Source organism: Variovorax sp. SG517 (genome assembly GCF_013376045.1).
Taxonomy (GTDB): domain Bacteria; phylum Pseudomonadota; class Gammaproteobacteria; order Burkholderiales; family Burkholderiaceae_C; genus Variovorax.
Window position 1 is genome coordinate 456,065 of sequence record NZ_JABMJG010000006.1, and the last position, 13,050, is coordinate 469,114.

Sequence of the window (13,050 nt, forward strand, 5' to 3'; positions counted from 1 at the left end):
GGGTCCGAAAGGAACTCGCAGGTCGGAGTAAGGAACATGCGAATCGTGACCTCAAGATCGATCGATGACCGACCGGTGCGACTGTAGAACGCAGCCAGATGTCGGCGCACCTCAGAACACGTGCCGGATCCCGAAGTCGTATCCCGTAGACCGGCTCGGTGCGTAGCCCGAACCACCCGCCGCACCGGTCGACAGATAGGGCGCAGTTCCGGTGGCCGCGCCGATGATCGCGGCATTGTTCTGCGCATCCTTTGCCCGGATCCAGGCAACCGTTGCATACAGTGCCGTCCGCTTGGAGAGGTTATGTTCGTATCCGATCGCGAACTTGCTGACGGAAGCGTCGCGACGCGGCATGAATGGCGTCGCCAGCGGCCCCAGGTCATTGTCGAACTTGACCCGGGAATAAGCCGCTTTGATCAACCCGGGGCCCACCGGAACCGTGACCCCGACGAGACCACCGTTGTACTTGTCGACGTCGCGGACGACGAGCAGGGTCCCCAAACCAGATGGCGCCGTCGTGGTCGACTGATCCTTGACCCGCGACAGTTCACCGAAGAGTTTGACAACCCCGAAGTTGTAGGAGGCTCCGAGATTGAACGTCTTGATCTTTTCGTTCGCTCCCACGCCGGTGGGGAGTCCGAGCGCATTCACGGCAGTGGCATCCGCCGCGGTGCTTTGCCCATAGGCCACGGCGACATCGAGCGGTCCGGAGGCATAGCCGAAACGCCCGCCGGCAAACTGCCCTTTTCGTGTCGGGCTTCCGGGCAAGCCGCTCTGCGCAACGTTCTCGTGCAGCGCATATTGCAACTGGCCGTAGAAGCCACCGAGGGTGGGCGGCAGGAAGTAGCCGATGCTGTTGCTGGTGCGCAGGTAGTTGTCGGAAGCCGCGACAGCGGAACCCGGTCCCCTGGCGATGGCCAGATTCGTTCCTACCGTGGATATGACGTTCGCCCCGACGCCGATGGTGCTGAATGGACTGAACACCGAATCGTTCCAGAAGGTCGGTGTGAAATCGCGCCCAAGCCGGACTTCACCGAAGCCGCCGGAAAGACTGATTGTCGAGCGACGCGAGAAGCTGGTCAGTCCGCCCGCGCCCGAATCGTTGGCGAGTGGGGATTCAAGCCAGAAGCTGGCGGCCAGGCCACCGCCCAGGTCTTCGGTTCCGCGGAATCCCAGCCGGCTGTTCGAGTTGGCGCTATTGGACAGGACCGTTTGAGTTCGGGTGACCGCATTGCCATTTGCGGGGAGGGGCACGATGCGGCCGGAGTCGTTGTAGAACTCGCTTCGAGCTGTGTAGTGGCTGATGGCTGCGTCGAGAACGCCAAAAAGTGTCACGGACGATTGAGCGGAAGCAGCGGCGGCAGAGGACAGCAGCGCTGTTGCCACGAAGGCGGTTTTCATGGATGTCTCCTTTTTCTGGTGGGCGGGAAAAGACAAGGGGGATGTCACTCGGGCTTGAAGCCCGCGCTTTTCAGGAGGTCGGCGCTCTGGGTTACGTACCCTGTGATGTAGCGAGCGAATTGATCCGCATCCTGGTTCACGGGGTCGATGCCCAGGCCCGCGAATGCGCCGGATCTGGTGAGCTCGTTGACGGAGGCGTTGATCGCCTTGTTGAGAAGTTGCACACGCTCCGGTGCCGTGCCCTTCGGCGCCCAGATGCCGTACCAGGACGCATAGGTCAAGCCGGGCAACCCGCTTTCCTGCGCTGTCGGTACGTCCGGCGCGAGCGGACTGCGTTTCGGCGAGGTAATCGCGACGGGCTTGACGCGGCTGGCTTTCGCCAACGGCAGCACCGAGATCATCGAGTCCAGCATCAGCTGCACATGGCCACCCGCGACATCGACCAGCGCGGGCTGCGTGCCCTTGTAGGGAACGAAGCTGAATGTGACGTTGCCCTGCTTGGCCAGCAGGAGCGTGGCCAGGTGGCTCGGCGCGCCAGCCGCCGGGATCGCGGCCGTCCAGGTCGTCTGCTTCGCGGCGGCAAGCAGTTCCGGCAACTTCTGCACTTCGAGTTGCGGCGCGATCACCAGCATCAACGGCGCCTCGGCGACGCGTGCCACGGGGGCGAAATCGACGACCGGGTCGTAAGGTGCGTTGCTCAGCACCTGTTTGGCGAGGACATGGGTGGCCGCCGAGAACAGCAGCGTGTAGCCATCGTTGGCCGCTGTCTGCACTGCCTTGCCGCCAAGCACACCGTTCGCGCCGGCGCGGTTCTCCACGATCACCGAGACACCGAGCTGGGTTTGCAACCTGTTGGCGACCAGCCGAGCCGTAGAGTCGACCCCACCGCCTGCGGCAAAGGGAACGATGATCCGGATCATTCGATCCGGGAACTTGGCAGTCTGCGCCCCCGCGGGTGCCGCAAAGATTGCAGCGAGGGCAATCAGGCTTGGGATTCTCATCACGTCTCCAGTTCGTTTTGGTTTGGGTTGGTCACGGCGAGATCTCCTCGAGCGCACGGTTGGCCGTCTCGACCATGCGCTGCGCCGCGAAGAATCCGACCACGTTGGCCAGCGCGAACATCAGGAAGACCGTCGCGATGCCATGGGAAGTCAGGACGATCCCGACAATGGCGGGAGCGGTAGCCGATGCCACGCGCAACCACGATGTCGCCAATCCCGTTCCGATCGCGCGCATCCGGGTCGGGTAGATCTCCGGCGTGTAGAGATAGAGCAGCACGGTGGTCGTGCCCATCACCGCGTAGGCCGTGGACGCCAGCACCACTACCGACCAGGGGCTGCCGGCCCCGATCGCGGCGAGGAGGCCGAGCAACAGGCCACTGACCAGGAAGCTGGAGGTCGCCCACCGGCGCCGGCCGACGCGATCGACCATCAAGGCGCATACCAGCACGGCGCAGGTACTGAGAACATTCGTCAGAGACGCCATGCGCAGCGACTCCTGCAGCGGCAGGTGATAGACCGTGCGGTAGAGCGTGGGCAACCAGTTGTTGATGCCGTTGGCCACAAAGTAGGAGGACGCCCACAGCACCCAGACGACCAGCGTGCGTGGTCGGTACAGCGGTGAGAACAGTTCCTTCCACGACCCCTTTCGGGTGTTGGCCAACCCGGTCGCGAGGGCGGCAATGCGCGCCGCCACCTGGTCCTTCTCTCGCGTGATGTCCAGGCTCCGCCTCGGGGTGCTCGCCTCGATGCCGGCGATCACACGCTCGGCGTCGGCAAACCTTCCCTTCGAGGTGAGCCAGCGGGGAGATTCCGGCAGGCGCGCCATGAAGACCAGGATGAGCAGCCCCGGGATGCCGCCGGCGAGAAACATGTATTCCCAGCCGAGGCGAGGCACAACGAATGTGCCGACCTGGGCCGCCGCGAGCAGCCCCAGGGGAAAGATCAGTTCATAGAGGATGAAGAAGCGGCCGCGTCCCCTCGCCTGGGAGAGTTCGTTGATGTAGGCAGCCGCGATCGGCACCTCGCCGCCGACGCCGATGCCCTGCAGGAAGCGCAGTGCAAACAGCACGTCGAAGCTGCCGGCCGTCGCGCATGCGATGCTCATTACCGACATGAGGGCCACGGTCGCCGTGACGCTCGGCACCCGGCCGTAGCGTTCCGCGAGCCATCCGAACAGGAGAGCACCGATGACCTGACCCGCGTAGCCGGAGGCGATCAGCATGCCCACCTGCAGCGGCGAGAGATGCCAGAGCCCGATCAGGACCGGCAGCACGAACGCCAGTGCGAGCGCATCGAACGCGTCGAAGAAAGTGGCGCTGCCCATGATGATGCGGGCCTTGGTGTGCCAGCGGCTGAACGGCACGTTCTCGATGCGAAACAGCAGTCCGGCAGCCTGTTGAATGGCGCTCCTGCTCTGTCCCGTCTGGGGCGAATCGACTGTCATCTTGTCTCCGGAATCTTTTCTGTTCGAGTGTTGGAGCGGCGGATCAGGGCGGCGCGCCTGCTGGCCTGGGTCCGTCTCGCCGGATATGCCGGCGCACCATCACGTCCAACGTCTCGTCCAGAGACTCCGCATCGACGCCGCGGGTAATGAAGACGATCCGCGTACTCCGGTCCGGGCTGGGCCAGGCCGCAAGAAATTCCGGTGGCGCAAAGAGGTGCTGCACGCCGTGGATGACCATGGGGCGATCGGGCTCTTCGGCAAGCTGCACCAGCCCCTTGACGCGCAGCAGGTCCTCGCCGCGCATCGCGATGACCATGTCCAGCCAGGCGGAGAACGCAGCGCGCGGCAACGCGACATCGCGAACCACCATGAACGACGAGATGCCGTCCCTGTGCTGTGTGGCAGGCTGCGCGGCCTGCGCTGCCGGCCTGTAGAAAGGCGTCTCGTCCACATCCACATCGCTGCCCGAGGCCGTGCGTACGAGATGGGCGAGCAAACGCAGCTGTTCCTCGCGGCCGGTACGCCAAGGCGCCGCGGCGTTGATGCCACGCACGCGCTCGAGCAGGGCCGTTGGAGGTGCTGTGGCTTCCAGCAAATCGGTCTTCGTGAGGAACAGGTCGTCCGCGACCGCGATCTGCCGAACCGATTCCAAGTGACGGTCCAGTGTCCCCATGGCCAGCACCGCATCGACGGTGCACACCAGCCGACCCAATGCGAATCGGGCGCGGATTCCGGCGTCGCCCGTCAGTGTGCGGATGATCGGACCGGGGTCGGCCAAGCCGCTGGTTTCGATCAGCACATGGCGCAACGGGCGATCCGTTCGCGCGGCGAGCCGGCCCAGCGCGTCGACAAGATCGCCCCGTACGGCACAACACAGGCAGCCGTTGGCGAGCAGCACGGTGTCGTCATGGGCTTGTGCGATCAGGTCGTGGTCGATCCCCACTTCGCCGAATTCGTTGACGATGACGGCGACCCCATGGAGCTCGGGCTCGCGCAGCAGCGCGTTCAGCAGCGTGGTCTTGCCGCTGCCGAGGAAACCCGTGAGCACGGTCACCGGCACCCGGGCGGCAAGCGCTTCAGGCTCGGCCAGCAAGGAAGAGAAATGTCCGCCCATGGTCAGTCCCGCGCCCTGGGTCCGTGCAGCTCTGCGAAGGAGCGCAAGGTCTTCTCCAGCTTGGGCAGCAGCCATTCGGCCACTGCCGCCGAGAGCTGGTCGTTGCGAGCGTCTTCCAGAATCTGGCGCAACGGTTGCGGTGGCATCCCTGCCTTCTGCAGGTCACTGAAGAAATCGACCACCTCCGCAATGCCTGATCGCAGGCCGTTGTCTTCGAGGTAGCCGACGATGTCGAGTTCGAAGTCATCGAGCCGCAGGCTGATGCCGCCTGTGCCGCAAGCACAGGCACCGCCCAACGCCACATGGAGCATCGACAGTTCGCTCCACAGCGACAACAGGCGGTCGGCGCGCTGCGAGACCTCGTCGGCCATGACTGCGATCACTGACCGTCCCAGGCGACTGCAGGAGACGGGAGGCTCGCGGCTTTCCCGGGAGCGCGGCGCAGACCTTGCGTGGCGTTCCTGTCCACCTCGCCGCGCGAATCCAGTGCCACACGGTAGACCTCGCGGGCGACTTCCGCGCTCACATAGCCTTCGCGCACGTCCTCGGCCACCAAGTCGACGTCACGCTCCAACGGGTCGCCGAAGCCGCCGCCGCCGCCAGACAGCATCTTGTAGGCGTCTCCGCGCTCCAGCCGCACATTGAAGATCTTGGCGTTCAGATGGTCGGTCTTCCACTCGCCCTTGTGGCGTACCGCCAGGCCGTTGCCCATGGCATCGCCACCACCCTCCAACCCCCAGGGCTTGCAATGCACCCGGTCGATGCGCGTGGTGACGGTGAACGGCGACAGCGCCTGCACCACCATCTCGGCACCCAGCCCGCCACGGTACCTGCCGGCGCCGGCGCTGTCCCTGCGGATCTCGTACTTCTCCACCAGCACCGGGTATTTGGCTTCCAGCTGCTCGGTCGGGCTGTTGTGCGTGTCGCCGTCGTTGATGCAGACGGTGACCGAGACGCCGTCCTCGGTGCTCTTGGCACCCCAGCCGCCGCCCAGCGGGCCAATGCCCACGATGAACAGCCTCCCATCTTCCGGCGAGATGCCGTGGATATTGGGGAACACCAGGTCGGCATGGTGGCCGGCAATGGAGCGGTCGGGAATGGCAGGTGCGAGCGCCTTGAAGATGGTGTCGATCACCGTCATCGGGAACGTCATCCAAACCCGCATCGGGTATGGCCGCTCGGCACTGATCACCGTGCCCATCGGCATGATGACCTTGAGCGACCGGAAGCTGCCGTCGTTGACCGGGTAGTCGGTGGGCGTGGTCAGACACTTGTAGGCCACCTGCGCACAAGCGATGCCTGTCGTGAAGCCGGAGTTGTAGAAGCCGCGCACCTGCTTGCTGACGTCCGACAGGTCCACGGTCATCTCGTCGCCCGCGACCGTCACCTTGACGCGGATCGGAATGCGCTTGCCGATCTCCAGGCCGTCGTCATCCATGAAGGACTCGGCTTCATAGACTCCGTCTGGAATCGACAGCGTGTTCTTGCGCGCCACCGCTTCGGATGAATCCATGATCTGGCGGATCGAACCATTCACCGCCTCGGCGCCGTAGCGCTGCAGCAGCTCGACGTAGCGGCGCTCGCCGGTGGTGATGGCCGTGATCTGGGCACGCAGGTCACCCAGGGCCCGCTCGGCCAGCCGCACATTCATCGCAATGATGTCGATCAGGTCCTGGTTGACCACGCCCTCGCGCTGATACTTCAGGATGGGGATCTGGATCCCTTCGCTGAAGATATCGGTGGTCACGTTGCCCAGCGTGCCGCCCACGTCCAGCCAGTGCGCCATGCAGCAGGTAAAGCCTTCCAGCTTGCCCTCGTGGAATATGGGCATCGTGAACGTGAAGTGGTTCAGATGGCTGCCCGTGGTGTACGCGTCGTTCGTGACGAGGATGTCGCCCGGCAGGATGTTCTCGTAGCCGAAGTGCTTGATCTTCGCCTTGACCGTCTCGGACATGCCACGGATGAACATCGGCAGGCCCAGGCCGATCGAGACGGTGTCGCCCTCCTTGGTGAACAGGCCGACCGTGAAGTCCAGCGCCTCGTAGATGATGAGGTTGTAGGCGGTACGCGTGAGGTTGGTCTTCATCTCCTCCGTGACCGCGTACAAGCCGTTGCGGATGATCTCGACGGTGACCGGGTCGATCGGCTTGTCGTGCGGGTTGCTCATGTCCTGTCGCTCCCAATGGAAATTTGAAGGTTGCCCAGTTCGTCGACGCGCAATTCATCGCCCGGCTGCACCACGGTGGTGGAGGCGTGCTCCTCGATCAGCGCAGGCCCTGCCACGACGTTGCCCGAGAGCAGCAGGTCGCGCTTGTAGACTGGCGTGTCCGCCCAGCCTCCCGAACGGAAATACACCCGCTTGACGACGCGCAGGGCTGCCTTTTCGGGCTGCTCGGAGCCCGCCTCGACACTGTGCTTTGGCGGCTTCTTCATGGTGCCCAGCACCGTGACGCGCAGGCTCACCAGGTCTGCAGGTTCCTTCGGCGCAGAGGTGCCGTAGCGCACCTTGTGAAGTTCGTCGAACTGACGCTTGATCGCAGAACGGTCCTTGCTCTCGAAGAAGGCCATCGGGAGGTCGACGGTCACTGCGTGTTCCTGGCCGACATACCGCATGTCGGCGGCCCGCTCGATGACGATCCCGTCGGCTTTGACGCCGGACTGCGCCAGCGCGGCGCGGCCCTCGTCTTCCATCCCCTGGTAGAGCGATTCGATCTCTTCGAATGACACGTCGTTGAGCTTGCGGAACACCGAGCGCACGTAGTCGTAGCGCAAATCGGAAAACAGCATGCCGTAGGCCGAGAAGTAGCCGGGAGCGAAGGGGATGAGCACCTTGCGAATGCCGATCCCGCGCGCAATGGCCGAAGCGTGCAGGGGCCCCGCACCGCCGTAGACCACCATGGTGAAGCTGCCGGCATCAAGGCCGCGCTCCGTGGTCACCGCCTTCACAGCGTGCGACATCTGCGTCACGGCAATGCGAAGGATGCCGTCGGCCGCCTCGGTCGGATCCAGCCCCAGCGGCCCGGCGACGCGCTCGCGCATCTGGCGTTCGCAGCCGGCCATGTCGAGCTTGAGTTCGCCGCCCAGGAAGTGGTCGGCGTCGAGCCGGCCCAGCAGCAGGTTGGCGTCCGTCACGGTGGGTTCGGTGCCGCCGCGGCCATAGGCCACAGGCCCCGGAATCGAGCCGGCGCTCTGGGGGCCGACACGCAGTGCACTGCCGGTTTCAACGCGCGCAATGCTGCCGCCGCCGGTGCCCACTTCGTGGATGTCCATCATCGGGATCTGGATCGGCAGCGCGCGTTCGTAGCCACCGATGAGTGCTGAGCCCGTCGTCAGGGGGCGTCCCTCGCTGATCACGCCGGCCTTGGCTGTCGTGCCACCCATGTCGAAGGCGATCGCATCCCCCATGCCGAGCTGGGCGCAGATGGCCTGCGCGCCGATGACGCCGGCCGCCGGGCCCGACTCCAGCATGCGCACGCAGTCTCGCCGGGCATGCTCGCTGGGAAAGAGCCCGCCGGTGGACTGCACGACGTAGAAGTCGCCCTCGAACCCGCCCTTGGCAAGATGCTTCTCCAGTTCGCCGAGGTAGGCCGACACGCGAGGGCCGACGTAGGCATTCGCCACGACGGTGGAGACGCGCTCGAACTCCCGGTATTCCTGCGAGAGTTCGTGCGAGGCACTGACGAACGCGCCAGGCAGTTCCTCCTGCAGGATCTGCTTGACGCGCTGCTCGTGCGCGGGGTTGCGATAGGAGTGCAGCAACAGCACGGCGACCGCCTCGATGCCCTGTCCGCGCAGTTCTCGCGCGAGTTCGCGCACGGCCGCCTCGTCGAGCGGCTTGTGCGTGCTGCCATCGGCGCGCAGCCGTTCCGCAACCTCGAAGCGCAAGGAGCGCTTGACCAGCGGCGTATGCTTGTTGAAGAAGAGGTTGTACGCGTCGGGGCGATTGACGCGGCCGATCTCGTAGATGTCGCGGAACCCTTCGGTAATCAGCAGCGCCGTCTTGGCACCGTTGCGCTCGAGCAGCGTGTTGATCGCGATGGTCGAGCCGTGCAGAAAAAGATTGCCGTTGTGCACGTCGATGTCGGCGCTGTCCAGCGTGTGCTGGATACCGTCCACGAGTTGCCCGTGCGTGGACAGCGCCTTGCCGAACAGGAGCTTGCCGGAGACTTCATCGAAAGCCGCCATGTCGGTGAACGTGCCGCCGATGTCGACCGCGATGCGCAGCTTGGCGCTGGCGGGAGGCACCGCCTGGGATTTGTTTGCCATGGTGATTTCGTGCGGTCAGGCCGCGGTACCGATGCGATTTTTGAGAATGCCGAGGCCGGTGATTTCGACCTCGACCGCATCGCCGTCCTTCATGTACACAGGCGGCGTGCGGCGGTCGCCCACGCCACCGGGCGTGCCGGTGGCAATCACGTCACCAGGGGACAGGGGGGTGAAGCGGGAGATGTATTCGATCAGCACCGGGATGGTGAAGAGCAGGTCGGCAAGCGAAGCCTTCTGCATGACTTCGCCGTTGAGGCGCGTCTCGAGGGTCAAGGCGTTGACGTCCGGGACTTCGTCGGCGGTCACGAGCCAGGGGCCCAGCGGACCGGTTCCGGGAAAGTTCTTGCCCGGCGTCCACTGGTGCGTGTGGCGCTGCCAGTCGCGCACGGTGATGTCGTTGAAGCACGCGTAGCCGGCAACATGGTCGAAGGCTTGTTCCTGAGAGATCGCACGCCCTCCCTTGCCGATGACGACGGCGAGCTCGCCCTCCCAATCGAAGCGCTCCGAGAAAGACGGGCGATGCACGACGTCCCCATTCGCGGCCAGTGAATCCGCGAAGCGCACGAACAGGGCGGGGTATGCGCTGTCGTCGCGCTTCGTCTCGGCGACGTGGGTCTTGTAGTTCAGGCCGACGCAGATGAACTTCTGCGGGGTGGGCAGGACCGGCAGGGCCTGCGTCGCTGCGGCCTGAATTGAAATACCACTGCTGATTGCGGCCTGTTCGAGTTCGCGTTGTGCGTTGGCGCGCAGCACCGCTGCGAGGTCCGGATAGCGGCTCAGAAAGTCGGCCGGGGGCTGCAGATAGCGGTCTGCCTGTGCCACTCCGTAGGTAGCTCGTCCGTCGTGTTTGAAGCTGGCGAGTTTCAAGGTATCTCCTTGGAATAGATCTCTGCGGGTTTGGAATTTCGTATGCCCTTGTGGAGCGCTGGACCAAATGTAGAAATCGGCGAGCCATCCGCCTAGATAGAATTCAGGCGTTTCAGAGTTGCCAATTTAGGCATGGCTCTTAAGGGAAATCCCTATGAACGTCGCAAGCGTCAGGCTCTTCCTCGAAGTGGTCGAGGCCGGTAGCCTCAGCAAGGTGGCTGCACGCCGCCAGACGGTGCAATCGCATGTCAGTCGCCAGATCAGCGAGTTCGAAGCGGCACTGGGCGGCCCGCTCTTTCGCCGCACCGGCCGCGGTGTGACCCTGACCGAACTGGGCGCAAGGGCTGTGGTGCGACTGCGCTCATGGCTGCAGGAAACGGAACGCCTTACGGAGGAACTGCGCACGGAATCAGGCAAGCTGCTCGGTGAAGTCCGGATGGGCATCATTCCTTCAGGCGCACATCCACTGGTGACCCGGTTGTTCGAGCGGCTGCGCTCGGAGCACCCGGGTATTCGTCTCAACATCACCGAGTCGCAAGGCACTGAACTCGACACGCTGCTGGACAGTGGTGCTGTCGATATGGCGGTTCTCTTTCGCTTCAACCGCCCGAGCGGCCGAGAGGAGAAGCTGTTGAGCGTCGCGCATACGTACCTGGTCTCTGCCCCTGGTGACGAGATCACACGGGAGGCCACCGTTAATTTTTCTCGTCTGTCCGGACTGCAGTTGGTCCTTCCGCGCAGGCCCAGTCATTGGCGCGAAGCACTCGATGAGGCGGCACGCAGCCTCGGGTTCAAGCTCGTATCCGTCGCCGAGGCGGACTCATTGACGGTGCAGAAGGAACTGGTGGCCCGGACGCCGGGCCTGTACTCGGTGCTCGGTCCGTACTCGATGACTGCCGAGCTGCAGAGTGGCCGTCTGCAAGCCAGCAAGCTGGTGAAGCCCGACCTGGTCCGACATGTGACGTTGGCTTTTCCCAAGCAGGGCAAGCTCTCGCCGGCGAGCCGCGTTGTCGCGGAGTTGGTTCAGCAGCTGGTTGAAGCTTGGAGCGGCCAACTTACCGAACCGGCAACTGAAGTCAAATAGGGAGTCAGCTGCCTGCCCAGGTTGTCTTCGGGATACACATCGAGCAAGCTTCAACGACAAATGATTGGGGTGTCTGCGGGGGCATTCGCGTTGCCGCATCCCAGCAAAGGCTCTGAGGCTCGGTCGGTTTGCGCAGCTGTCGTCGTTGGTCCGGCTACGGCAATGCAGCCGCAGCGTGCCCTATCGGACATCCGCCACGAACGCCCTGGATGACTTCGGCTTCCCAGGCGGGACGAACGCCTCGACGATCCGACCCGCGCTCATGCGAATCACGCGGTCCGCGACGTCGAAGTAGCGGTCGTCATGCGAGACCACGATCAGGGTCTTGCCCTCGCGCTTGAGTTCCGGCAGCAGCTCGCGATAGAAGACGCTGCGAAACTCCGGGTCCTGGTCCGCGGCCCATTCGTCGAACATGACCACCGGGCGGTCTTCCAGCCAGGCATGGACGAGCGCGAGGCGCTTGCGCTGGCCCGTCGAGACGTCCGTTGTGGAAAACATGCCGTCGACGAGCTGGACCTTGTCCGCGACTCCCAGCCGCTCCATCAGTTCGCCGGCGCACCGGATGTGCTCGGCATCCTGCGCGACCAGTTCATCGAACAGGTGGTAGTCGGAGAAGATGGCGGAGCAGAGCCCACGATAGGCTTCGCGGCTGCGGTCGTCCACGGGCGCTCCGTCGAGCAGAAGCCGTCCCTCGCTCGGCTGGTAGAGGCCCAGGAGCAGCTTGACGAGCGTCGTCTTCCCGCTGCCGTTGCCGCCGACGATGAACAGCGTCTCGCCGCGCCGGAGCCTGAGGTCGATCGGCCCCACCTCGAAGGGTTTGGCGCCTTCCTGCCGCGCTTCGAAACGGTAGCGGGCCTGCCGCAGTTCGATCTGGCTCGCGAGAAATGCCGGCTGCGCGGGGCCAGCGGCGTGCGGTTCCTTGCGGAACTCCGCCGACAGGCGCGCGATCCGGCGAAAAGCCACCTGCGCCTGGCTCAGGAAAGGCAGCAGGGCGGCCAGCTCCTCGATGGGCCCCTTGACGAAGAGCAGCACGATGATGAAGCCGCTGACGACCTGGGCATCGATTCCCAGCGACGGACGCGCGGCCAGGATCCAGACGACGACCAGGAAGAAGATCGCCGAATTCGTACCTTCGGCGGCCCAGAACAGGCCGAGCGCCCGAGCCTTCAGCCGCGCGACGAGATCCGCTGCGCCCGACAGGCGCACGCCATGCACCTGGGCACGGCGCATTCGGTTGAGCCGGAGCTCCTTGGCGCCTTCCACGACGCTGCGGTAGTGCTTCTGCAGTTCATCCTCGCCGGCCCGGGCCTTCTCGAAGTTGCGACTCCAGGCCCTTGCCGCGGCGAAATTGATCCAGATGCCCACGACCAGCGCGAGCGCGCTGACGAGGAAAAGAACGGGCGAGAGCCTGAACAGGTAGATCGCGCAGCCCGCCGTGACCGCGAAGGCCGAAGCATGGCCGGCGAACTCCGAGGTGAAGTCGCTGATGGTGTCGATGTCCTCGTTGAGGATGGCCTGCAGCCGGTGGCTCTTCATGCGCTCGACGGCGGCGATCGGCGCGCCCATGATCCGCAGGGAGACGTCCTTGCGAAGGGCTGCGACCACCCGCTGGCCCGTCACGCTGTTGAGGACGCCTGCCACCGTATGCCCCCCTACGGCGAACACGGCCAGTACCGCGAGTCCGGCGATGGCGGAAACGGAAATGGCCGCACTACCGTGCAGAGCCGAATTGATCTGCTCCAGCAACGCGGCCGTGGCCAGGCCACCTACGCTGCCGATGAGCGTGGCGACCGCGGCGACACCGGCGAAGGGTTTCAGAAGACGCCACATGTCGGTGGCAAAGGGGGAAAGGCCTGGAGGCAAGGCGTTCATC

10 protein-coding genes are annotated in these 13,050 nt (G+C 64.6%); 1 reads left to right on the forward strand and 9 read right to left on the reverse strand.

The annotated features are described in order from the left end of the window. Positions 1 to 111 precede the first annotated feature (111 nt). Genes FHT32_RS20730 through FHT32_RS20765 form a run of 8 tightly spaced genes read right to left on the reverse strand, consistent with a single transcriptional unit; the run spans position 112 to position 10,093 of the window. Complete coding sequence (locus FHT32_RS20730; RefSeq protein ID WP_176666462.1) at positions 112 to 1,401, reverse strand: porin; 1,290 nt, start codon at positions 1,399 to 1,401, stop codon at positions 112 to 114. 44 nt (positions 1,402 to 1,445) lie between these two features. Continuing rightward, positions 1,446 to 2,402, reverse strand: a complete 957-nt coding sequence (locus FHT32_RS20735) for a tripartite tricarboxylate transporter substrate binding protein (RefSeq protein WP_176666463.1) — start codon at positions 2,400 to 2,402, stop codon at positions 1,446 to 1,448. A 31-nt stretch (positions 2,403 to 2,433) separates the two neighbouring features. Continuing rightward, positions 2,434 to 3,846, reverse strand: a complete 1,413-nt coding sequence (locus FHT32_RS20740) for an MFS transporter (protein WP_176666464.1) — start codon at positions 3,844 to 3,846, stop codon at positions 2,434 to 2,436. A gap of 43 nt (positions 3,847 to 3,889) precedes the next feature. Beyond that, positions 3,890 to 4,960, reverse strand: a complete 1,071-nt coding sequence (locus FHT32_RS20745) for a GTP-binding protein (RefSeq protein WP_176666465.1) — start codon at positions 4,958 to 4,960, stop codon at positions 3,890 to 3,892. A 2-nt stretch (positions 4,961 to 4,962) separates the two neighbouring features. Beyond that, entirely contained in the window at positions 4,963 to 5,331 is a 369-nt protein-coding gene (locus tag FHT32_RS20750; protein WP_176666466.1) for a hypothetical protein, read from the reverse strand. Positions 5,332 to 5,339: 8 nt separating this feature from the next. Then, positions 5,340 to 7,127 (reverse strand): hydantoinase B/oxoprolinase family protein, encoded by a 1,788-nt coding sequence (locus tag FHT32_RS20755; RefSeq protein WP_176666467.1) that lies wholly within the window; start codon positions 7,125 to 7,127, stop codon positions 5,340 to 5,342. After that, positions 7,124 to 9,226, reverse strand: coding sequence for a hydantoinase/oxoprolinase family protein (locus FHT32_RS20760; protein ID WP_176666468.1), 2,103 nt, complete (start codon positions 9,224 to 9,226; stop codon positions 7,124 to 7,126). The genes FHT32_RS20755 and FHT32_RS20760 overlap by 4 nt, the downstream gene beginning before the upstream one ends. A 15-nt stretch (positions 9,227 to 9,241) precedes the next feature. Then, positions 9,242 to 10,093, reverse strand: coding sequence for a fumarylacetoacetate hydrolase family protein (locus FHT32_RS20765; protein WP_176666469.1), 852 nt, complete (start codon positions 10,091 to 10,093; stop codon positions 9,242 to 9,244). A 154-nt stretch (positions 10,094 to 10,247) separates the two neighbouring features. Between FHT32_RS20765 and FHT32_RS20770 the strand changes: the two genes are divergently transcribed. Continuing rightward, positions 10,248 to 11,177, forward strand: coding sequence for a LysR family transcriptional regulator (locus FHT32_RS20770; protein ID WP_176666470.1), 930 nt, complete (start codon positions 10,248 to 10,250; stop codon positions 11,175 to 11,177). A 180-nt stretch (positions 11,178 to 11,357) separates the two neighbouring features. On the opposite strand, the gene FHT32_RS20775 is transcribed toward FHT32_RS20770, so the two are convergent. Then, positions 11,358 to 13,049 (reverse strand): cyclic peptide export ABC transporter, encoded by a 1,692-nt coding sequence (locus FHT32_RS20775; protein ID WP_176666471.1) that lies wholly within the window; start codon positions 13,047 to 13,049, stop codon positions 11,358 to 11,360. Position 13,050 lies beyond the last annotated feature (1 nt).

Excerpts from the sequence above, each read along its gene's own strand:
- FHT32_RS20730 (WP_176666462.1), bottom strand. The coding sequence starts at position 1,401 with ATGAAAACCGCCTTCGTGGCAACAGCGCTGCTGTCCTCTGCCGCCGCT.
- FHT32_RS20735 (WP_176666463.1), bottom strand. The coding sequence starts at position 2,402 with ATGAGAATCCCAAGCCTGATTGCCCTCGCTGCAATCTTTGCGGCACCC.
- FHT32_RS20740 (WP_176666464.1), bottom strand. The coding sequence starts at position 3,846 with ATGACAGTCGATTCGCCCCAGACGGGACAGAGCAGGAGCGCCATTCAA.
- FHT32_RS20745 (WP_176666465.1), bottom strand. The coding sequence starts at position 4,960 with ATGGGCGGACATTTCTCTTCCTTGCTGGCCGAGCCTGAAGCGCTTGCC.
- FHT32_RS20750 (WP_176666466.1), bottom strand. The coding sequence starts at position 5,331 with ATGGCCGACGAGGTCTCGCAGCGCGCCGACCGCCTGTTGTCGCTGTGG.
- FHT32_RS20755 (WP_176666467.1), bottom strand. The coding sequence starts at position 7,127 with ATGAGCAACCCGCACGACAAGCCGATCGACCCGGTCACCGTCGAGATC.
- FHT32_RS20760 (WP_176666468.1), bottom strand. The coding sequence starts at position 9,226 with ATGGCAAACAAATCCCAGGCGGTGCCTCCCGCCAGCGCCAAGCTGCGC.
- FHT32_RS20770 (WP_176666470.1), top strand. The coding sequence starts at position 10,248 with ATGAACGTCGCAAGCGTCAGGCTCTTCCTCGAAGTGGTCGAGGCCGGT.
- FHT32_RS20775 (WP_176666471.1), bottom strand. The coding sequence starts at position 13,049 with ATGAACGCCTTGCCTCCAGGCCTTTCCCCCTTTGCCACCGACATGTGG.